Origin of the sequence: Parasphingorhabdus flavimaris (assembly GCF_013371215.1) — a bacterium.
Classification (GTDB): domain Bacteria; phylum Pseudomonadota; class Alphaproteobacteria; order Sphingomonadales; family Sphingomonadaceae; genus Parasphingorhabdus; species Parasphingorhabdus flavimaris.
Genome location: NZ_JABWMH010000005.1, coordinates 119,927 through 136,898, shown reverse-complemented (window position 1 = coordinate 136,898; position 16,972 = coordinate 119,927). Strand labels below are relative to the sequence as shown.

The 16,972-nt window shown below is 58.2% G+C and carries 24 protein-coding genes; 12 read left to right on the top strand and 12 right to left on the bottom strand.

Annotated elements, in window-relative coordinates; all coding sequences use genetic code 11:
* Positions 1–12 precede the first annotated feature (12 nt).
* The 4 genes from bfr to HUO14_RS15250 all read right to left on the bottom strand — a co-directional run bounded on the left by bfr (position 13) and on the right by HUO14_RS15250 (position 2,797).
* Positions 13–489: a bacterioferritin gene (bfr, locus tag HUO14_RS15265; RefSeq protein WP_176280705.1), complete on the bottom strand. Its 477-nt coding sequence runs from the start codon at positions 487–489 to the stop codon at positions 13–15.
* A 122-nt stretch (positions 490–611) separates the two neighbouring features.
* A complete protein-coding gene (locus HUO14_RS15260) occupies positions 612–782 on the bottom strand; it encodes a (2Fe-2S)-binding protein (protein ID WP_082788199.1) in 171 nt (56 codons plus the stop codon).
* A 74-nt stretch (positions 783–856) separates the two neighbouring features.
* A complete protein-coding gene (locus HUO14_RS15255) occupies positions 857–2,092 on the bottom strand; it encodes a DUF418 domain-containing protein (RefSeq protein ID WP_176280704.1) in 1,236 nt (411 codons plus the stop codon).
* Between the two features lie 30 nt (positions 2,093–2,122).
* Positions 2,123–2,797 (bottom strand): nitroreductase family protein, encoded by a 675-nt coding sequence (locus tag HUO14_RS15250; protein WP_176280703.1) that lies wholly within the window; start codon positions 2,795–2,797, stop codon positions 2,123–2,125.
* 166 nt (positions 2,798–2,963) lie between these two features.
* On the opposite strand from HUO14_RS15250, the gene HUO14_RS15245 reads away from it, so the two are divergent.
* On the top strand, positions 2,964–3,767 hold the full coding sequence (locus HUO14_RS15245) for a Coq4 family protein (RefSeq protein ID WP_176280702.1): 804 nt from the start codon (positions 2,964–2,966) through the stop codon (positions 3,765–3,767).
* Positions 3,768–3,917: 150 nt separating this feature from the next.
* Here HUO14_RS15245 and HUO14_RS15240 read toward each other — a convergent pair whose 3' ends face one another.
* From HUO14_RS15240 to purL, 3 genes are all read right to left on the bottom strand, one after another.
* Positions 3,918–4,325 carry a DUF3052 family protein gene (locus HUO14_RS15240; RefSeq protein WP_176280701.1) on the bottom strand — a complete coding sequence of 136 codons (408 nt, stop codon included), beginning with the start codon at positions 4,323–4,325 and terminating at the stop codon, positions 3,918–3,920.
* Between the two features lie 241 nt (positions 4,326–4,566).
* The gene (locus HUO14_RS15235) at positions 4,567–4,923 is read right to left on the bottom strand and encodes an endonuclease domain-containing protein (RefSeq protein ID WP_176280700.1); all 357 of its coding nucleotides are present in this window, start codon (positions 4,921–4,923) and stop codon (positions 4,567–4,569) included.
* Positions 4,924–5,100: 177 nt separating this feature from the next.
* On the bottom strand, positions 5,101–7,308 hold the full coding sequence (purL, locus tag HUO14_RS15230) for a phosphoribosylformylglycinamidine synthase subunit PurL (protein WP_176280699.1): 2,208 nt from the start codon (positions 7,306–7,308) through the stop codon (positions 5,101–5,103).
* Positions 7,309–7,398: 90 nt separating this feature from the next.
* On the opposite strand from purL, the gene HUO14_RS15225 reads away from it, so the two are divergent.
* Positions 7,399–7,998 (top strand): 2-hydroxychromene-2-carboxylate isomerase, encoded by a 600-nt coding sequence (locus HUO14_RS15225; protein WP_176280698.1) that lies wholly within the window; start codon positions 7,399–7,401, stop codon positions 7,996–7,998.
* Positions 7,995–8,189, top strand: coding sequence for a DUF1289 domain-containing protein (locus HUO14_RS15220; RefSeq protein WP_176280697.1), 195 nt, complete (start codon positions 7,995–7,997; stop codon positions 8,187–8,189). The genes HUO14_RS15225 and HUO14_RS15220 overlap by 4 nt, the downstream gene beginning before the upstream one ends.
* Here HUO14_RS15220 and HUO14_RS15215 read toward each other — a convergent pair.
* Both HUO14_RS15215 and HUO14_RS15210 read right to left on the bottom strand, forming a co-directional pair.
* Positions 8,186–8,593, bottom strand: a complete 408-nt coding sequence (locus tag HUO14_RS15215) for a DUF2177 family protein (protein WP_176280696.1) — start codon at positions 8,591–8,593, stop codon at positions 8,186–8,188. The two genes, HUO14_RS15220 and HUO14_RS15215, sit on opposite strands and share 4 nt — an antisense overlap.
* Positions 8,594–8,606: 13 nt before the next feature.
* Positions 8,607–9,266 (bottom strand): metal-dependent hydrolase, encoded by a 660-nt coding sequence (locus HUO14_RS15210; RefSeq protein ID WP_176280695.1) that lies wholly within the window; start codon positions 9,264–9,266, stop codon positions 8,607–8,609.
* A gap of 102 nt (positions 9,267–9,368) precedes the next feature.
* Between HUO14_RS15210 and HUO14_RS15205 the strand changes: the two genes are divergently transcribed.
* The 5 genes from HUO14_RS15205 (at position 9,369) to queA (ending at position 12,821) form a co-directional block, all read left to right on the top strand.
* Complete coding sequence (locus HUO14_RS15205) at positions 9,369–9,617, top strand: exodeoxyribonuclease VII small subunit (RefSeq protein ID WP_176280694.1); 249 nt, start codon at positions 9,369–9,371, stop codon at positions 9,615–9,617.
* Between the two features lie 34 nt (positions 9,618–9,651).
* Complete coding sequence (locus tag HUO14_RS15200) at positions 9,652–10,524, top strand: polyprenyl synthetase family protein (protein WP_176280860.1); 873 nt, start codon at positions 9,652–9,654, stop codon at positions 10,522–10,524.
* Positions 10,525–10,540: 16 nt separating this feature from the next.
* Positions 10,541–11,044, top strand: coding sequence for a pantetheine-phosphate adenylyltransferase (coaD, locus tag HUO14_RS15195; RefSeq protein WP_176280693.1), 504 nt, complete (start codon positions 10,541–10,543; stop codon positions 11,042–11,044).
* A gap of 86 nt (positions 11,045–11,130) precedes the next feature.
* A complete protein-coding gene (locus tag HUO14_RS15190; protein WP_176280692.1) occupies positions 11,131–11,781 on the top strand; it encodes a peptidylprolyl isomerase in 651 nt (216 codons plus the stop codon).
* 8 nt (positions 11,782–11,789) lie between these two features.
* Complete coding sequence (queA, locus tag HUO14_RS15185) at positions 11,790–12,821, top strand: tRNA preQ1(34) S-adenosylmethionine ribosyltransferase-isomerase QueA (RefSeq protein ID WP_176280691.1); 1,032 nt, start codon at positions 11,790–11,792, stop codon at positions 12,819–12,821.
* A gap of 114 nt (positions 12,822–12,935) precedes the next feature.
* Here queA and HUO14_RS15180 read toward each other — a convergent pair whose 3' ends face one another.
* Together HUO14_RS15180 and HUO14_RS15175 are read right to left on the bottom strand one after the other, a co-directional pair.
* The gene (locus tag HUO14_RS15180) at positions 12,936–13,073 is read right to left on the bottom strand and encodes a hypothetical protein (protein WP_176280690.1); all 138 of its coding nucleotides are present in this window, start codon (positions 13,071–13,073) and stop codon (positions 12,936–12,938) included.
* The gene (locus HUO14_RS15175; protein WP_176280689.1) at positions 13,070–13,723 is read right to left on the bottom strand and encodes a DUF4386 family protein; all 654 of its coding nucleotides are present in this window, start codon (positions 13,721–13,723) and stop codon (positions 13,070–13,072) included. The genes HUO14_RS15180 and HUO14_RS15175 overlap by 4 nt, the downstream gene beginning before the upstream one ends.
* A 142-nt stretch (positions 13,724–13,865) precedes the next feature.
* On the opposite strand from HUO14_RS15175, the gene HUO14_RS15170 reads away from it, so the two are divergent.
* Positions 13,866–14,438, top strand: coding sequence for a DUF2975 domain-containing protein (locus HUO14_RS15170; protein ID WP_176280688.1), 573 nt, complete (start codon positions 13,866–13,868; stop codon positions 14,436–14,438).
* The gene (locus HUO14_RS15165) at positions 14,438–14,653 is read left to right on the top strand and encodes a helix-turn-helix domain-containing protein (protein WP_176280687.1); all 216 of its coding nucleotides are present in this window, start codon (positions 14,438–14,440) and stop codon (positions 14,651–14,653) included. Before HUO14_RS15170 ends, HUO14_RS15165 begins: the two co-directional genes overlap by 1 nt.
* A gap of 319 nt (positions 14,654–14,972) precedes the next feature.
* On the opposite strand, the gene HUO14_RS15160 is transcribed toward HUO14_RS15165, so the two are convergent.
* A complete protein-coding gene (locus HUO14_RS15160; RefSeq protein WP_176280686.1) occupies positions 14,973–15,332 on the bottom strand; it encodes a BufA1 family periplasmic bufferin-type metallophore in 360 nt (119 codons plus the stop codon).
* 154 nt (positions 15,333–15,486) lie between these two features.
* Between HUO14_RS15160 and tgt the strand changes: the two genes are divergently transcribed.
* Together tgt and HUO14_RS15150 are read left to right on the top strand one after the other, a co-directional pair.
* Complete coding sequence (gene tgt / locus HUO14_RS15155; RefSeq protein WP_176280685.1) at positions 15,487–16,626, top strand: tRNA guanosine(34) transglycosylase Tgt; 1,140 nt, start codon at positions 15,487–15,489, stop codon at positions 16,624–16,626.
* 79 nt (positions 16,627–16,705) lie between these two features.
* Positions 16,706–16,963, top strand: a complete 258-nt coding sequence (locus tag HUO14_RS15150) for a YdeI/OmpD-associated family protein (RefSeq protein ID WP_246255711.1) — start codon at positions 16,706–16,708, stop codon at positions 16,961–16,963.
* Positions 16,964–16,972: the final 9 nt, after the last annotated feature.

Sequence of the window (16,972 nt, the reverse complement as noted above, 5' to 3'; positions counted from 1 at the left end):
TCCGCTATCGGTCTATTCGGCGGGTTTCGACTGTAGCTGGATATAATTCTCGATCCCCATCCGCTCGATCATGTCAAATTGCTGTTCGAGCGTATCGACATGATCCTCTTCGCTTTCGAGGATTTCGGCAAACAGATCGCGGCTGACATAGTCCCGCACGCTCTCGCAATGTTCGATCGCGTCCTTGAGCATCGGCAGCGCCTCATATTCCAGTTCCAGATCGGCCTTGAGGATTTCCTCGACCGTTTCGCCGATTTTCAAGCGGCCCAGCAACTGGAAATTGGGTAATCCGTCGAGGAAGAAAATCCGTTCGGCCAGTTTGTCCGCATGCTTCATTTCGTCGATGGATTCATGCCGCTCGAATTCGGCGAGTTTGGTCACGCCCCAATTGTCGAGCATGCGATAATGCAGCCAATATTGGTTGATCGCGGTGAGTTCGTTTTTGAGAGCCTCGTTGAGAAACTCGATGACTTTTGTATCGCCCTTCATGGCAGATTCCTTCCCGCTAGACTGAATATTGATTGCCTGCTCCTATACAGCATTCCGCCCCGAAGCGAAAGGGTTGCTGCTATAGAAAACGCAGTTATTTCAATGATTTGCTAACGAGAATGCTAAGCGGTCGCAAGTTGTGATTTAATGATGGTCTGGGCAAAAGCGAGGCATTGCCCGCATTTGGGCTTGCGGCCGAGCTGGGCATAGACTTGCGACGGCCTGTCCGCACCGCTGCGTACAGCGGCTCTCAGGTCTTTTTCCTTGATCGCATTACAAACACAAACAACCATATCGGCTCCTTACAACGACTCGTATATCGCTAATGAGAATAGATCGCAATAGCAAAATGGCTCGCGCCGATCGTTCAGGTCAGGCGCATGGGTTGCACTTGTCCTTTAGCCAGGCTGCGCCACAGCCATTCCAGCGGCCCGTAGCGAAAGCGCATCAGCCAGGGGCGGGACCAGAGCAGCATGAGAAGCCATGCGCCCAGAACGAACAGCTGCAGCTCGAACCGGCCGAACTGTTCGAAATATCCCAGACCCCAGCCGTAGAAGATGAAGGTCATGACGATGCTGGTTCCGAGATAGTTGGAAAAGGCTGCCCGGCCCGCCGCCGCAACGCGCTGCAACAGCCTGCTGTCGCGAAAGCGCTGGATTACCAGAATAAGCAGGGCGACATAGCCGATGATCATCAGCAGTCGCGGCAGGCTCGACCAGGCCTGGGTGATGTTCATCATCCAGATCGTGTTAAAGTCCCGGGCATAGGCGATTCCGGCCAGAGCGATGAAACAGGGCAGGCTGACGGCCATCATCCATCCGGCTATTTTGCCGTAAGCGGCGCGGCTCTCCTGACCGAGGATGAAGCCGTTTTTATATAATCCCATGCCGATCATCATCAGCGGGATGGTCTCGATCGGGCCGAGCATGAGATTCTCTAAGGGTGTCGACCATTGTTCGGAGAGCTTATAGTTCAACAGGCCGGAAAAGCCGCCTTGCAGCCGCGCCGTTTCCGCCGCCACATCGGCGGGCAGGGTTCCCAGCTCGGCATAGATTTCGCTGATCCTGTCCAGCACCTCCCGCGGCGGATTGGCCTGTGCTGCCTGCTCGAGCAGCGATAGCATCGATGCCAGGCTTGTAATCAGCAGGATCGCGCCGACCACATAGGCGATAACGCCCCACCTGATCAGCCGTTCGGCGCTCCAGTTGCGAAACAGGAACAGCACGCAACCCGATCCGGCGTAGAGAAACAAAATGTCGCCTATCCACAGAAAGAAAAAATGGAAGAGTCCGAATATCGCCAGCCAGAACATGCGCGAAAAATGGACTTTTGTTGCCGACTGGCCGCTGGCGATTGCGCGTTCGATCACCAGAGCGGTGCTGGCGCCGAACAATATCGAGAACAGCCCGCGCATCTTGCCGTCGAACAGGATGAAATTTGCGGCCCAGCTGCCGAGGTCGAGACCGGAGACCTGGCTCGAGACCAGCGGGTTGACGAAAGCCATTTCCGGCTGGGCGAAAGCGGCGATGTTGATCGCCAATATCCCCATAACGGCGAAACCGCGCAGCGCGTCCATTTCCAAATAGCGTTGTGACGCGCTCATCGCCGATACTCCTACTGTATTATTTGGCTACTACAGCCAAGAGGAAGTCGCGTCCAGCGGTTTCTTGATCGTCGCGTGGACCGGGATTGTGGCGTCTGCCGCCGGTTTTCCGACCACCAGAACCATCATCGGCTTCTCGTTATTGGGCCGGTCGCAGAGCCGGTTGAGAAATTTCATCGGATTGGGCGTGTGGGTGAGGGTGGCGAGGCCGGCGTCGTGGAGCGCGGTGATCAGCATGCCGGTGGCGATGCCGACGCTTTCGTTGACATAATAATTCTGCTTCATCTCGCCCGGGTTCATGCCGCCCTTGCGCTGGCCGAAAATGACAATGAGATAGGGCGCGGTCTCCAGAAATGGCTTGTCGGCATCGGTGCCCAGCGGTGCCAGCGCCTCGAGCCATTCTTCGCTGCCCTTGCTCTGGTAAAAGGCGCGCTCCTCCTCTTCGGCGGCGGCACGCAGAGCTTTCTTCTTTTCCGGCGACTGGATCACCGCAAAATGCCACGGCTGGTGATTGGCGCCATTGGGCGCGGTGCCCGCGGCCAGGATCGCATTCTCGATCACCGCGCGGGGGATCGCTTCATCGCTGAAATAGCGGCAGGTGCGGCGGGTCTTGATCGCTTCGTAAAAGGCCTGCGACCGCGCAATCCGTTCTGCGTCGGAATATTCCGGCAAATCGGTGTAGGGCAGGGTTTCATGCGGTTTCAAATGTCAGTCTCCCGCGTTCGGATGTGGGCAAAGTTTGTCAAAGTTCGGGCCAAGGAAGCCTTTTTTACAGGGCGGAACCGGCTTTCTGGCTGGATAGCCGAGCAGCGACCGGTAGGAAAGTCGAAACGGTATTGACATTAATGTTAGTAAGCAATATCCAGGTCTCATGAAAATAGATCATGACTTTTCCGCGCCGGGCGATTCGCAAGCCCCGTTCATCCATCCCGACCGCCCTGCTGCGCGTTTCCGCCCGCTCAAGGCGCTCCATCATTTCCGCGAGCTGATCAAGGACAAGGAAGATACCGAACAGGTCTTCCATATCTTTGAATCGCTACCGCGCCCCGGATTCCGCAAGGATGCCAAGGCCTTTGTCGAGAGCGACAAGGGCAAGGCGCTGCTCGAAAGCGAACCGGCGCTGGCCGATATTCTCGACGATCACGAGCGGTTGCGCAAAATGCCTGCGGGCAGTCTCGCGCACGCCTATTGCGATTTCATGGAGAATGAAGGCCTGAGCGCGGCCGGTCTGATTGCCGAATATGACCGGTTCAGTCCGCAAAAATATGGCGATCTGATCGAATGGTACGGTTTCCGCCAGCGCGACACCCATGATCTGCTGCACGTATTGACCGGTTATGGCCGCGATGCGCTGGGCGAGGCCTGTGTGCTGGCCTTTACCTATGGCCAGAATCCTTCGCTGGGCAATGTCTTCATCGCCTATGCCGCGGGTCTGAACATGAAAAAACAGGTCAAGAGCGACGCGCCGATCTTCAAGGCGATCCGCGAAGGCCAGAAAATGGGCAAGGCCTGTCCCAAGATCAACGAGGAATCGATCATCGATCTGCTGGCCCAGCCGCTCGAGGCGCTGCGCGAGCGGCTCCATATCCACACACCGCATTTCTATCACGAGGCGCATGCCCGGTTCCGCGCGGGCAATGTCGACCCATATGATATGCTGGCGCAGGCGGCCTGAATATTTTTCCTCCCTGTGCTCCGGGCATGGGGAGGTGGCATCTGCCGAAGCCCTGACACAGGTGGATGACGGAGGGCCACTTGAGTCAATACCCCTCCACCATCCTTCGGATGGTCCCCCTCCCCGAAGCTTTGCTTCAGGGAGGATTTGTCATCGCAATTCCTTGCGGATAACTAGCTTCAGACCGGACCAGACGGCGTCCACCGCGCAGACCTTGATGTCGACAAGGCCCATCGGCAGGGCAACTTCGCGGATCGTGTCCTCGGTGATGTCGGTATCGACTTTCGAAGCCTTTTTCGGCCAGCTCACCCATACCTGACCGGCGGGATCGATCATTTCGCGCAGGGTTGCGAGATGTTGTTTCATTGTGTCCCGATCGGTCACGAAGATATGGGCGGCGTGCAGGCCGGGAGCGGGGACTTCGTCCTCGGACAAGGTCAAGTCGGACCCCTCAATCTCTGACCGGACGCTATCCGGCATGTCAAGAAACCAGACGCGCATGCCGTCCTTGAGGGACAGTTTTTTCGCAAGCGGGGTGCCAGAATATCCTGCAGTCATGATGCTTCTCCTGTCCTTTCATCATCAACGACCGGGGGCGGGAGGGGTTCCCTTTTCTGTGGGGGGAGGTGGTCTTTTCGGTTGGTCTGGGCGTGGCCCCTCCACCACGCTACGCGCGGTCCCCCTCCCCATGCCTGCGGCACAGGGAGGAAGAAATTGACATAACTATTTCCTCCCTGTTGCGCAGCAATGGGGAGGTGGCGTCCGCCGAAGCCTTGGCGTAGGTGGATGACGGAGGGGCCTAGCGCAAACCCTGAATATATCGCAATATCCGGTCGGCGACATCTGTCGGGTCATGCAGAACATCCTGTGCGGCTATCCGGATGACCTCGACCCCGATGCCAAATAAATCCCATTCTCGCCGCTCATCGCGTTCCGGGCGGTCGCCCATATCGTGCGCCATGCCGTCGACTTCGATAGCCAGTTTCGCAGAAGGGCAATAGAAATCCACGATATATGACCCGATCGGATGCTGGCGCCGGAACTTGATACCGAGCGGCTTTTTGCGGAGCTGCTGCCACAACATGATTTCAGGTTTGCTCATCGTCTTGCGCAATTGCCTTGCTTTCAGGACGGTTTGTCTGGTTGTTCGTGCCATAGCCCCTCCGACCTGCTGCGCAGGCCACCTCCCCATTGCTTCGCAACAAGGAGGAAAGATGTATCACAATCAGCGCAATTTTGTCAGCGTCGGGCCAAAACTGTCAAACCGCTTTTCCTCCCTGTGCCTCAGGCATGGGGAGGGGGACCGCGCGAAGCATGGTGGAGGGGCCGGGGCCTAGTCTTCCATCCAGTCGCGGAAGAAACTCTCATGCGCTTCGCGGAGGTCGCTCACGGCAACCGGATTGCCGTTGAGGACAAGCTTGTCGCCCTTCACCTGACCGATTTTCTCGAACGGCACTTTTGCGCGATCAAGATCATTCTCGTTGCGATAGGTGATGACATAGCGGCCCTGCGCCTCGCTGAAGGCGAAGGCGCTGGTCATATTGTCGATCTCTGCGCCGAGATTGCCGGCCAGCGCCATTTCAGCCAGCGTTACCGCCAGGCCGCCGTCGCTGATATCGTGCACGGCGGTGACCTTGCCGGCGGCGATCAGTTCGCGGACGGTCCGACCGGCCCATTCTTCATCGGCCAGATCGACCTTGGGTGGCGGGCCGTCGGTGCGGCCGTGGATTTCGCGGAGCCAGGTCGACTGGCCGAGCTCCTCGTGATGGAAGCCGATGGTGGCGATAAGATCGCCTTCCTGCTTGAATCCGATGGTCATCATCTTGTCGAGATCGTCGATCAGCCCGACCGCGCCAATCGCCGGGGTCGGCAGGATCGCGTGGCTGATGCCGTCGGCGCCGGTGGTTTCGTTGTAGAGGCTGACATTGCCCGAGACGATCGGCATGTCGAGCGCCTTGCAGGCTTCGCCCATGCCTTCGATCGTGCCGACAAATTGCGCCATGATATGCGGCTTTTCGGGATTGCCGAAGTTCATGCAGTCGGTGGTCGCCAGAGGCCTGGCGCCGACCGCGCAGAGATTGCGATAGGCTTCGGCGATCGCCTGCTTGCCGCCTTCATAGGGGTCGGCCTTGCAATAGCGCGGGGTGCAGTCGGTGGTGATCGCGAGGCCCTTGTTGGTGCCGTGGACGCGGACGACAGCGGCGTCGCCGCCGGAGCGTTGCGCGGTGTCGGCGCCGACCTGGCTGTCATATTGTTCCCAGATCCAGCGGCGCGAGGCGAGCGCGGGGCTGGCCATCATCTTCAGAAGATCGGCACCGATATCGGGGCTTTCGGGCAGATCGCCGATCGGCTGTACATTGATATGCGCGGCATATTCCTCGCGGGTCAGATGCGGGCGGTCGTAAAGCGGCGCATCGTCGGCGAGCGGGCCGAGCGGGATGTCGCAGACGGTTTCGCCCTTGTGGGTGAGAACCATGCGGCGGCTGTCGGTGACTTCGCCGATCACCGCGAAATCCAGTTCCCATTTGGTGAAAATAGCCTCGGCCATTTCTTCGCGGCCGGGTTTGAGGACCATCAGCATGCGTTCCTGACTTTCGCTGAGCATCATCTCGTAGGCGGTCATGCCGGTTTCGCGGCAGGGCACCTTGTCCATGTCGAGGATGATGCCGACTTCGCCATTGGTCGCCATCTCGACGCTGGAGCTGGTCAGACCGGCTGCGCCCATGTCCTGGATCGCGACAATCGCGTCGCTGGCCATCAGTTCGAGACAGGCCTCGATCAGCAGTTTCTCGGTGAACGGATCGCCAACCTGCACGGTGGGGCGCTTTTCATCGCTGTCATCGTCAAATTCGGCGCTTGCCATGGTCGCGCCGTGGATGCCGTCGCGGCCGGTCTTGGAGCCGACATAGACGATCGGATTGCCGACACCGCTGGCGGCCGAATAGAAAATCTTGTCCGCGTCCGCCACGCCGACGGTCATCGCGTTGACGATGATATTGCCATCATAGGCCGGATCGAAGTTGGTCTCGCCGCCGACCGTCGGCACGCCGACGCAATTGCCATAGCCGCCGATGCCCGCAACCACGCCCTTGACCAGATGCTTCATCTTCGGATGGTCGGGCCGTCCGAAACGCAATGCGTTGAGATTGGCCACTGGCCGCGCGCCCATGGTGAAGACGTCGCGGAGGATGCCTCCGACGCCGGTCGCAGCGCCCTGATAGGGTTCGATATAGGACGGATGGTTGTGGCTCTCCATCTTGAAAATCGCCGCCTGACCATCGCCAATATCGATCACACCGGCATTTTCGCCGGGACCGCAAATGACCTGCGGGCCGGTGGTCGGCAGTTTCTTCAGATGCAGGCGCGATGACTTGTAGGAGCAATGTTCCGACCACATCACCGAGAAGATACCGAGTTCGGTAATATTCGGCTCGCGGCCGAGCGCGTTCAATATGCGCTGATATTCCTCCGCGTTGAGGCCATGCTCGCGCACGGTTTCGGTGGAGATCTGGGGCTCGGCAATCATCGTGTCTGAGGTCATGCAGACCCTTTAACGAGGCGGGACAATTTCGCCTAGAGGGAATTGATGTTTCGCTGTGCTGCTTTAAGGATAGGTTCGAAGGAGCAACCTATGTCCAAGACCATCGAGCTGATTTTCGATTTCGTCAGTCCCAACGCCTATCTCATCTGGCAACCGCTGAAAGACCTGGCCGAAAAACATGGCGCGACCATCGCAATCACCCCGGCCTTTCTCGGCGGCATGCACAAGCTGACCGGCAATGCGCCGCCGTTCATCCGCGATGCGGAGGTGAAGGGCAAGAATGAATATGCAATGCTCGAGCTGGGCCGATTTGTGAAAAAGCACGGGCTCTCCAAATTCAAGATGAACCCGCATTTCCCGTTCAACACGATCACGCTGTTGCGGATGCTGGTTGCGCTGGATCCTGCAAAACGCGCAGAGTTTATTGAAACGCTCTTGCCGCCGATCTGGGAGCAGGGACTGGATGTCACCGATGGCGAAACGCTTGGCAAGATCTTGCAGGATGATGGGTTTGATGCGGCTGACCTCCTGGCGCAGACCCAGGACCCGGCGGTCAAACAGGCGTTGATCGACAATACGGAAAATGCGGTCGAGCGCGGAGCCTTCGGCATCCCGACCATCTATATTGATGGCGAGATGTATTTCGGCAAGGAACGGCTGGACCAGATCGACGATCAACTATCCACGTGAAATCGCCCTGCAACGATATTTGCACCATTGATCGTCCGAGCGGTCTGTGTGTGGGCTGTGGGCGCAGTCTGTCGGAGATAGGCGAGTGGGGATCGGCTTCACCGGGCCGGAAGCGCGAGATATTTTCCCTGCTGCCGGAGCGAATGCAGGCGCTAGCCGCGAAGCAGAAGGGCCGCCACGAAGGCGATTAAGCCTTCACGAATTTCAGCACCAGGAAAGCAGTCAGCGCTGCGGTCACGCCGGTGGCAAAGGTGCCCCAGGCGATGTCGTACAGGCTGATCTTGGTCGACCAGACCTTGAGCACGGCCTGGCTGGTGAGGTCATAGGTCGCATAGGCGATCCCGCCGAACAGCGCGCCGTTGAGCAGGGCGGTGGTCCACTGGCCGCTGGCCAGCGCCGGCTTGATCCCGAACCATACGATGCCGAACAGGTAGATTGCATAGAATATCATCGCCGGAGCCTTGCGGAACTCGTCGGCCATGATCTCGCCGATGACCGGCCGGTAGAGGGTCCCCGCCATATTGCTGAGCCAAAGATAGTCGAGGATGCCGAAGACGATGGCGGCGATGAAATAGGCGGCAATATATTGGGTCATGATCGATCCTGTTCTAGCGTTGCTTCAATAAGCGGGTCCGTCCCGCCCACCATGCGGCCAGAGCGGCGACCGAAAAGGCGAACAGACCGGTGAGCTTCATCGCCGTGTCGGCGGTTTCTGGCTCTGGTCCAAACCAGTTGATCCATTGGAAGGCCAGCAGCAATACGGCCAAAAGGCCAAGGGCATATTTTGACTGGCTGGAAACCGCCCTTGTCCGGATGACGAAAAAGGCGAGCGCGCCAAAGGTGATCGCCAGTTCCAGCGGCATTTCAATCATCGGATGGTTCCACAGCGCGAAACCCATTTTCGGCGGCGCGCCTGCCAGCGTCAGATCGGGCGCATGGACCAGCAGGTCGAGGAACCAGTGCGAGAGCACCACCGCGCCGCCGATAAGCGCGCCCGTCCGGTTGCGGGTGAACAGCCAGATCAGCAGGGCAAAAGCTGCGGCCCAGATCGCGCTGCCGAGCAGGCTGTGGGTATAGGGCATGTCGTAGAGATCGAGCGGCACCATTTTGGTGATTCCCGGGGTGATCCGGAAATTCTCTATTCCGGCCAGCGCGAGACCGAAAAAGCCGAAATCCAGCAACTGCCCCGCGACAAATAACGCGCCGAGCCCCGGTGCCCTGGGATGGGTTGCGGCAACCATTGCGGGCGCAAAATGACCGATGAACATGTTTCTTCTCCCAGCTTTTCTCGCAAGGGCTACACTGGAAGTTGAGGATAGTGAAGCCCAAGCCCTTGACCGCAGCGCAAAGGCTCGTCATTGAATTTCGCCATGAGCGAAACCAATGAAGACCTGTCTGAACTGAACTTCGAGGATGCGCTGAAGCGTCTCGAGGATATCGTCCGCAAACTGGAAAGCGGCGACGTGCCGCTCGACCAGTCGATTGCGCTCTATAGCGAAGGCGAGAAACTGCGTGGCCTGTGCCAGAAACGGCTGGAAGCTGCGCAGGCCAAAATCGAGAAGATCACGCTCGATCGGGATGGCAAGCCCAAGGCCACTGTCCCGTTTGACGCGGACTGAACCCGTGGCGGCCAACAATAATTCCGATCTCTCGATGGAAATTGCACGGGTCGCCGCCGCTGTCGATCGCCAGTTTGATACGCTGCTGCAAGTGCCGGATGATCCGCGCCGCGAACTTTACGAAGCGATGCGCCACGCCGCGATCGGCGGTGGCAAGCGGCTGAGACCATTGCTGGTGATGGCGACGTCGCGGTTGTTCAACGTCGATGAATCCTGCGCCATCCGGGCCGCGACCGCGGTCGAGGCGCTGCACGTCTATTCGCTGATCCACGATGACCTGCCGTGCATGGACGATGACGACCTGCGGCGCGGCAAGCCGACCACCCACGTCGCTTTCGGGGAAGCGACCGCGGTTCTGGCCGGCGATGCGCTGCACGCGCTGGCGTTCGGCCTGCTCGCCGACGAGCGCACCCATAGCGATCCTTTTGTTCGTGCGGAAATGACCGCCTGTCTCGCCAAAGCCGCCGGGCCGGCGGGCATGGCCGGGGGGCAGATGATGGATCTGGTGGCAGAAAACTCCACCTTTGACCTGCCGACCGTGACCCGGCTGCAGCAGCTGAAAACCGGTGCCCTGATCACCGCCTGCGTCGAAATTGGCGCGATACTGGGAAAGGTGACCAGCGAGGGCCGCACCAGCCTGCGCGGCTATGCCCATGATCTTGGCCTCGCGTTCCAGATTGCCGACGACATTCTGGATGTCGAGGGCGACGAGGAAAAGGCCGGCAAGGCGCTGCACAAGGATGCCAAGGCCGGCAAGGAAACCTTCCTGAGCCTGATGGGTCTGGAGCGGGCGAGAGAGCAGGCGCAGATGCTCGTCGATCAGGCAAAGTCGCATTTGAACGGCTATGGCGGCGAGGCGGACGTGCTGCGCGCCATCGCCGAATATACAATCGCAAGAGACCGCTAGTCGGGAAGGACGAGACATGAGAATCGGCGTTTATCCGGGGACTTTCGACCCCATCACATTGGGCCATATGGATATTATCAGGCGCGGCATGCGGCTGGTCGACAAGCTGGTCATCGGCGTCACCACCAATCCCTCGAAATCGCCGATGTTTTCCGATGAAGAGCGGCTGGACATGGTGCGCCGCGAAACCGCGGAACTGGGCGACGGCGTGGTGGTCGTGGGTTTCAACTCGCTGCTGATGAAATTTGCCGAAAAACAGGGCGCGGGCGTGATCGTGCGCGGACTGCGCGCGGTCGCCGATTTTGAATATGAATATCAGATGGCGGGCATGAACCAGCAGCTCAACGGCGATATCGAAACGGTGTTTCTGATGGCCGATGTCTCGCTGCAGCCGATTGCCTCGCGTCTGGTCAAGGAAATCGCGATGTTCGGCGGCGAAATTCACAAATTTGTGACACCGCTGGTTGCCGAAGAAATTTCTGCCAGGGTTCTCAAGCTCGGACTCAAGGGCGACCAATAGTCTTGTCGAGCAATTCATTGCAGCGAAAGCTATAATCGTCCAAAGGCAGGTTGCTTTTCCATTCCGCTTTGCCAAATGAGTATGTCATGCTGCACAAATTTTTCCTGACCCTATCCGCTCTGCTTCTGGTGTCCGCTTCCGCGCATGCACAGGAAACCGAAGAACAGGCTCCGGTTGCTGCCTCCGTGCCGGTCGAAGAAAATATCCTGCATCTCGACCTGTCCACCGGCGGCCGGGTCACGATCCAGCTGTTCCCGACGATGGCGCCCAATCATGTCGAACGGATCAAGACGCTGGCGCGCCAGGGCTTTTACGACGGCATTGTCTTTCACCGGGTGATCGAAGGTTTCATGGCGCAGACCGGTGATCCTACCGGCACCGGGACCGGCAGTTCGGAACTGCCCGACCTCAAGGCGGAGTTCGGCAAGTTTCCCCATCTGCGCGGTGTCGTCTCGATGGCGCGGGCGAATAGCGAAGACAGCGCCAACAGCCAGTTTTTCATCGTTTTCTATCCGCGCTTTGCTCTCGATGGCAAATATACGGTGTTCGGCCGGGTGACATCGGGCATGGAATATGTCGACGCGATCGAACGCGGCGAGCCCCCGGTAAACCCCAGCCGCATTGTGCAGGCATCGATAGCCGCCGACAACAAGCCGCCGGTTCTGCCCGGTGCCCGGCCCAATTTTTCCGAAGCACCGATTACGCTCGATGACCTGAACGCGCCGATCAATCCCTAGGCCAGGTCGTGCGCGTTGATCTTTTCGATTTTGCGCTGCCGCAGGACAATATCGCGTTGCGGCCGGCGGTCCCCCGCGACAGCGCCAAGCTGCTGAACGTCTCGGGCGACCGGCTGTCCGACCATATCGTCAGCGGTCTGCCGCAATTGCTGGGACCGAAGGACATATTGGTGTTCAACGACACCAGGGTCATTCCTGCCCAGTTGCAGGGCACCCGCGGCGAGGCCAAGATTGGCGCGACATTGCACAAGCGTGTGGATCTGCGGCGCTGGCAGGCGTTCATTCGCAACGCCAAGCGGTTGCGCGTCGGCGAGACCGTCGATTTCGGCATGGACGTGCTTGCCGAGGCCGAAGCCAGGCTCGACGATGGCAGCTTCATTCTGCATTTTCTCGGCGACGAGCCGGTCGAACTGCTGCTCGAGCGCGCCGGCACCATGCCGCTGCCGCCCTATATCGCCAGCAAGCGGGCGATCGATGAACGCGATGCCGATGACTATCAGACCATGTTTGCGCGCGAAAAGGGAGCGGTCGCCGCGCCGACGGCGGCGCTGCATTTCACCGATGAGCTGATGGCCGCGCTGGCCGAGGCGGGTGTGGGGCGCGAAATATTGACGCTGCACGTCGGCGCGGGGACCTTCCTGCCGGTCAAGGTCGACGAAACCGACGAGCACCAGATGCACAGCGAATGGGGCCGGATCGATGCCGCCACCGCCGACCGTCTCAACGCCGCACGGCAAGCGGGAGGCCGGGTGATCGCGGTCGGCACCACCAGCCTGCGCCTGCTGGAAAGCGCGACCGGCGAAGACGGAATCATCCGCCCGTTCGAGGGCGACACCGATATTTTCATCACACCGGGCTATAAATTCCGCGCGATCGACGGCCTGATGACCAATTTCCACCTGCCCAAATCAACCCTGTTCATGCTGGTCAGCGCGCTGATGGGGATGGAGACGATGCAGGCGGTTTACACCCATGCGATTGCGGGTGGATACCGGTTTTATAGCTATGGCGATTCCAGCCTGTTGCTGCCGGAAGGCTGAGAAATCACAATCTAGCTGCAGCTAAAGTCCGGATCCTGGGGTTCGCTGTGGAACCAAAAGCGGCTATTTCATCTGCAATAGCTGCCATTCCGCTAACGCCCCATGTGTGGACGTTCACTCCAGCCTGACGCTAAGTCCGCTTTCGGCAGGAAGCGGATACCCCTTACGAAATGTCCGTGCCGCTGCACCGACCAGCAATGCTATCGCGCCGACCGCGAAATGGATCAGTCCAATCGGATGCAGCTCGGTCAAGCCGCTGCCTTATCGCGCAACATGATAGTTCCAAGCCAGATAAACCAGACGATTTGGCTCAGCCCAAAAATCTCGATAAAAATTTCCCAGGAAGGAGCAACGGACAGGACGCCCGCACATCCTATGATAATTCCAAAACAGTTAAGAAATTTCGGATAAATACCGCTCTTCAAACCAGTCCAGCTAATGATGAGAATCCACACGCCTCCCAGGAGCTCGATTCCACCGCCCAATCCGTCTTGAACAATGCCAACCGCCATCCAAAGTGTAGCAGCTCGTTCAGGATCATTTGCATATATACTGATCACGCTTTCCGCGCCGACATTGAAAATCATCCCGCTGGCTACAACCACGCCAGCCCAAATGAGGCCCACCGATGTTGCGACTTGCATCGCTTTGGGCGATTTTTCCTTCAATTGGTCATGCAGTGCCAACACCAGAACAACCAAAACCAACGCGGCAAATATATAGATTATCGACATGGTGGACATGATGAGAATTCTATTCTCGATGAGAAACTCTACATTCTTGACAGGGCTGGAATTGCCTGGAAAATCGAGGAAAAAGACAAATATCGCGAACCCGATAATATAGCACAGCGCCTCCGCCAAAGCCGCAAGGCCGCCCATTTTCTGATAGTTTTCCAACATTGGCCATTTCTCCCTGTTTCCCAACGAACTGATGCTCCGAAGTGAAAAGAATGTGGCACATGCCATATTGATAATCAATAATTTTATTGCCATATATCAATATGCAGATTATTGAAGGACAATAAATTACGGAGACTCGGTGATGGAATCGAATATGAAAAAGGATTCAGAATCAAATGATATCGTGCTCAAATCAGCACGTGGAATATTGGCTTTTAGCAAGTGGGTTTTGTTGGTTGGAATAGGCGTTGTCACAATCTGCTTGCTGGCAATGCCATTCACCTATCAATATCTGCTGGCGGAAATGGCAAAGGCATTTGTGAGCCCGCCTGAACCAGAGATTTTCGGGATGATCGCATTGATAATGGCACTGGCGGTTGTCTTGCTGTTGCTGACGCTTTTTGCGGTCGATCGTTTGCGTCGGATCGTGCGCTCGGTTGGTGAGGGCAACCCCTTTACCCATATCAACGGCACCCGGCTGCGCGGTATTGGCATTGCAGCCGTCGGAATCCAGATTGTAACATTTTGCGCAAGCCTGCTTGCTACGGGCGTTGTCACAATGCTCGGTGATCCGAAACCGGGGGTAGATTTTGAAATGTCGCCTGATGCCAGTATATCAATTTCCGGTATTTTGCTCGTCTTGCTCCTCATAATCCTCGCGCGGGTTTTTGATCGTGGGGCGGAGATGCAGGAAGAGCTGGATGGGACGGTTTAATGGCTATCACCGTTAAACTTGATGACCTGCTGCACGATAATCGCATGACCTTGACCGAACTGGCCGAGCGGGTGGATATCACGCTTGCCAACCTCTCCATCCTGAAAACGGGTAAGGCAAAGGCAATGCGTTTTACTACGCTTGAGGCGATTTGCCGGGAGTTGAAATGCCAACCCGGTGATTTGTTGCGCTACGAACCGGTAGAAGAAGATTGAACACCGCAACGATTTTCGGAGTATCAGTACCACGATCTGGGATAGTCGCGACCGATAGTGCATCCAGTTTCCATGGAGGACGGCCTGGTTTTGGAAAAATGAAACAGCAAATACTGATGCACTTAAATGAGCATCTAGTGGCCCCCTTCGGGATTTAGCGGACATAATCTAGAAGAAGAGTCAATGTCCGGTTCCCACCCAAATGCTGTAGCCAAAATCGACCAGCACCAACGTCGGCTTTCGGGATGCATCAGCCCTCTCCCAACAAAAAAGGGCGGTCCAAACGAACCGCCCTTTCTAAATATCTTGTGCTTTAGGTCTAGCCTTCGGCAGGAGCCGCTATCGGTGCAACCGGGGGATCATTGTCGGCGACTTCGGTGAGCGAGCCGCCCATGGCTTCGCATTCGCCCGCTTCGGTATATTTCCAGGCATTGCCCTGATAATCGAGAACCGATGTGCCGGCACAGCTGGTGCCTTCACCCGCGGCGCAGTCATTCTTGCCCGCTTCGGCGATGCCGTAGCATTTTTCCTTTTCCGCCGCGGCGACTTCGGTCACTTCGCTGCCGGTTGCTTCAGCGCTTTCGCCGGTGGCTTCGCTGGCTCCGCCGGAACAGGCGGAAAGGGCGGCTGCGGCGATCAATGCGGTTGCTGCCGAACCCAGTTTTGTCGCTTTTGTCATAAAATACTCCCGATTTAGCTCTTTGAAAATCCGTTGCCATCCTGCACAGATGCCGAGCAATTCGAACAGGACGGGCCATTGGTTACACCATCGACAGACAAATACAAAATTGAAGCCGTAAAATCTGGTCTCCAAGCGGGAATCGGGCAGGTCCATGGCTGAGCGTTTTTCCTTTTCCATCGCCGCGACCGACGGCAAGGCGCGGACCGGCACGATCCGGATGATGCGCGGGGATATCCGCACGCCGGCTTTCATGCCGGTCGGCACGGCGGCGACGGTCAAGGCGATGAAGCCGGAGACAGTGCGTGCGACCGGCGCGGATATCATCCTGGGCAATACCTATCATCTGATGCTGCGGCCCGGAGCGGAGCGGGTGGCGCGGCTCGGCGGTCTGCACAAGTTCATGAACTGGAATCGTCCGATCCTGACCGACAGCGGCGGCTATCAGGTGATGAGCCTGTCGGAGCTGACCAAGATGAGCGAGGACGGGGTCGAGTTCCAGAGCCATCTCGACGGCTCGCGGCACATGCTGACGCCGGAACGGTCGATGGAAATCCAGCGGCTGCTCGGTAGTGATATCGTCATGGCCTTTGACGAATGTACCAAGAATGGCGCCACCCGCGAGGAAGCGCAGGCGTCTATGGAGCGTTCGATGCGCTGGGCCAGGCGCTCACGCGACGGCTTTGACAGCGGCAAGGACCATGCGGCGAGAGCGGCGCTGTTCGGTATCCAGCAGGGATCGCTGGACAAGGACATGCGCGCGGCGTCGGCAAAGGCGCTGATCGAGATCGGATTTGACGGCTATGCAATCGGCGGCCTCGCGGTCGGCGAGGGGCAGGAGGCGATGTTCGACGTGCTCGATTATGCGCCGGGTCAATTGCCCGCCGACAAGCCGCGCTATCTGATGGGTGTCGGCAAGCCCGACGATCTGGTCGGGGCGGTCGAGCGCGGCGTGGACATGTTCGACTGCGTATTGCCGAGCCGCTCGGGCCGCAACGGGCAGGCGTTTACCGCGCAGGGCGCGCTCAACATCCGCAACGCCAAATTTGCCGAGGATCTGGCACCGCTGGACGAAAATTGTGCCTGTGCGGTCTGCAAGAACCACAGCCGCGCCTATCTTCACCATCTCATCCGGGCGAAGGAGATATTGGGCGCGATGCTGATGACCGAGCATAATATCGCCTATTATCAATCGCTGATGGCGGGCATGCGCGGCGCGATTGCCGAGGGCCGGTTCGCGGACTTTGCCGCCCGATTCCGCGCCGATTATCTTGGTAGTAACGGGGCGGATTGATTCTCGTATTCACTGCTATTATTGTCGGGCGATGCCCGAGACGATAGCCCAGGGGACCGTCCACCAGCTGGCGGATGATATGCAAACTGCCATCGCGGCGGATGGCGAGGCTTTCAGTCTGTGGCAAAGCCTCACCCCTCTCGGACGCAACGAGTTTATCTGCTGGGTGGAAGATGCCAAGCAGGCGAAAACGCGCGAGAAACGAATCGCGCGAACCATCGAGGAACTGCTCGAGGGCAAGCGCAGGCCGTGTTGCTGGGCAGGCTGTATTCATCGAACGGACAAGGCACCCGGCGCCTGGCAGCAGGCTGTGTTGATCGACAAAAAGAAACAATAGCCGATTCCT

Coding starts and splice junctions, on each gene's coding strand:
- bfr (WP_176280705.1), bottom strand. CDS start 489: ATGAAGGGCGATACAAAAGTCATCGAGTTTCTCAACGAGGCTCTCAAA.
- HUO14_RS15260 (WP_082788199.1), bottom strand. CDS start 782: ATGGTTGTTTGTGTTTGTAATGCGATCAAGGAAAAAGACCTGAGAGCC.
- HUO14_RS15255 (WP_176280704.1), bottom strand. CDS start 2,092: ATGAGCGCGTCACAACGCTATTTGGAAATGGACGCGCTGCGCGGTTTC.
- HUO14_RS15245 (WP_176280702.1), top strand. CDS start 2,964: ATGAAAATAGATCATGACTTTTCCGCGCCGGGCGATTCGCAAGCCCCG.
- HUO14_RS15240 (WP_176280701.1), bottom strand. CDS start 4,325: ATGACTGCAGGATATTCTGGCACCCCGCTTGCGAAAAAACTGTCCCTC.
- HUO14_RS15235 (WP_176280700.1), bottom strand. CDS start 4,923: ATGGCACGAACAACCAGACAAACCGTCCTGAAAGCAAGGCAATTGCGC.
- purL (WP_176280699.1), bottom strand. CDS start 7,308: ATGACCTCAGACACGATGATTGCCGAGCCCCAGATCTCCACCGAAACC.
- HUO14_RS15225 (WP_176280698.1), top strand. CDS start 7,399: ATGTCCAAGACCATCGAGCTGATTTTCGATTTCGTCAGTCCCAACGCC.
- HUO14_RS15215 (WP_176280696.1), bottom strand. CDS start 8,593: ATGACCCAATATATTGCCGCCTATTTCATCGCCGCCATCGTCTTCGGC.
- HUO14_RS15210 (WP_176280695.1), bottom strand. CDS start 9,266: ATGTTCATCGGTCATTTTGCGCCCGCAATGGTTGCCGCAACCCATCCC.
- HUO14_RS15205 (WP_176280694.1), top strand. CDS start 9,369: ATGAGCGAAACCAATGAAGACCTGTCTGAACTGAACTTCGAGGATGCG.
- HUO14_RS15200 (WP_176280860.1), top strand. CDS start 9,652: ATGGAAATTGCACGGGTCGCCGCCGCTGTCGATCGCCAGTTTGATACG.
- coaD (WP_176280693.1), top strand. CDS start 10,541: ATGAGAATCGGCGTTTATCCGGGGACTTTCGACCCCATCACATTGGGC.
- HUO14_RS15190 (WP_176280692.1), top strand. CDS start 11,131: ATGCTGCACAAATTTTTCCTGACCCTATCCGCTCTGCTTCTGGTGTCC.
- HUO14_RS15175 (WP_176280689.1), bottom strand. CDS start 13,723: ATGTTGGAAAACTATCAGAAAATGGGCGGCCTTGCGGCTTTGGCGGAG.
- HUO14_RS15170 (WP_176280688.1), top strand. CDS start 13,866: ATGGAATCGAATATGAAAAAGGATTCAGAATCAAATGATATCGTGCTC.
- HUO14_RS15165 (WP_176280687.1), top strand. CDS start 14,438: ATGGCTATCACCGTTAAACTTGATGACCTGCTGCACGATAATCGCATG.
- HUO14_RS15160 (WP_176280686.1), bottom strand. CDS start 15,332: ATGACAAAAGCGACAAAACTGGGTTCGGCAGCAACCGCATTGATCGCC.
- tgt (WP_176280685.1), top strand. CDS start 15,487: ATGGCTGAGCGTTTTTCCTTTTCCATCGCCGCGACCGACGGCAAGGCG.
- HUO14_RS15150 (WP_246255711.1), top strand. CDS start 16,706: ATGCAAACTGCCATCGCGGCGGATGGCGAGGCTTTCAGTCTGTGGCAA.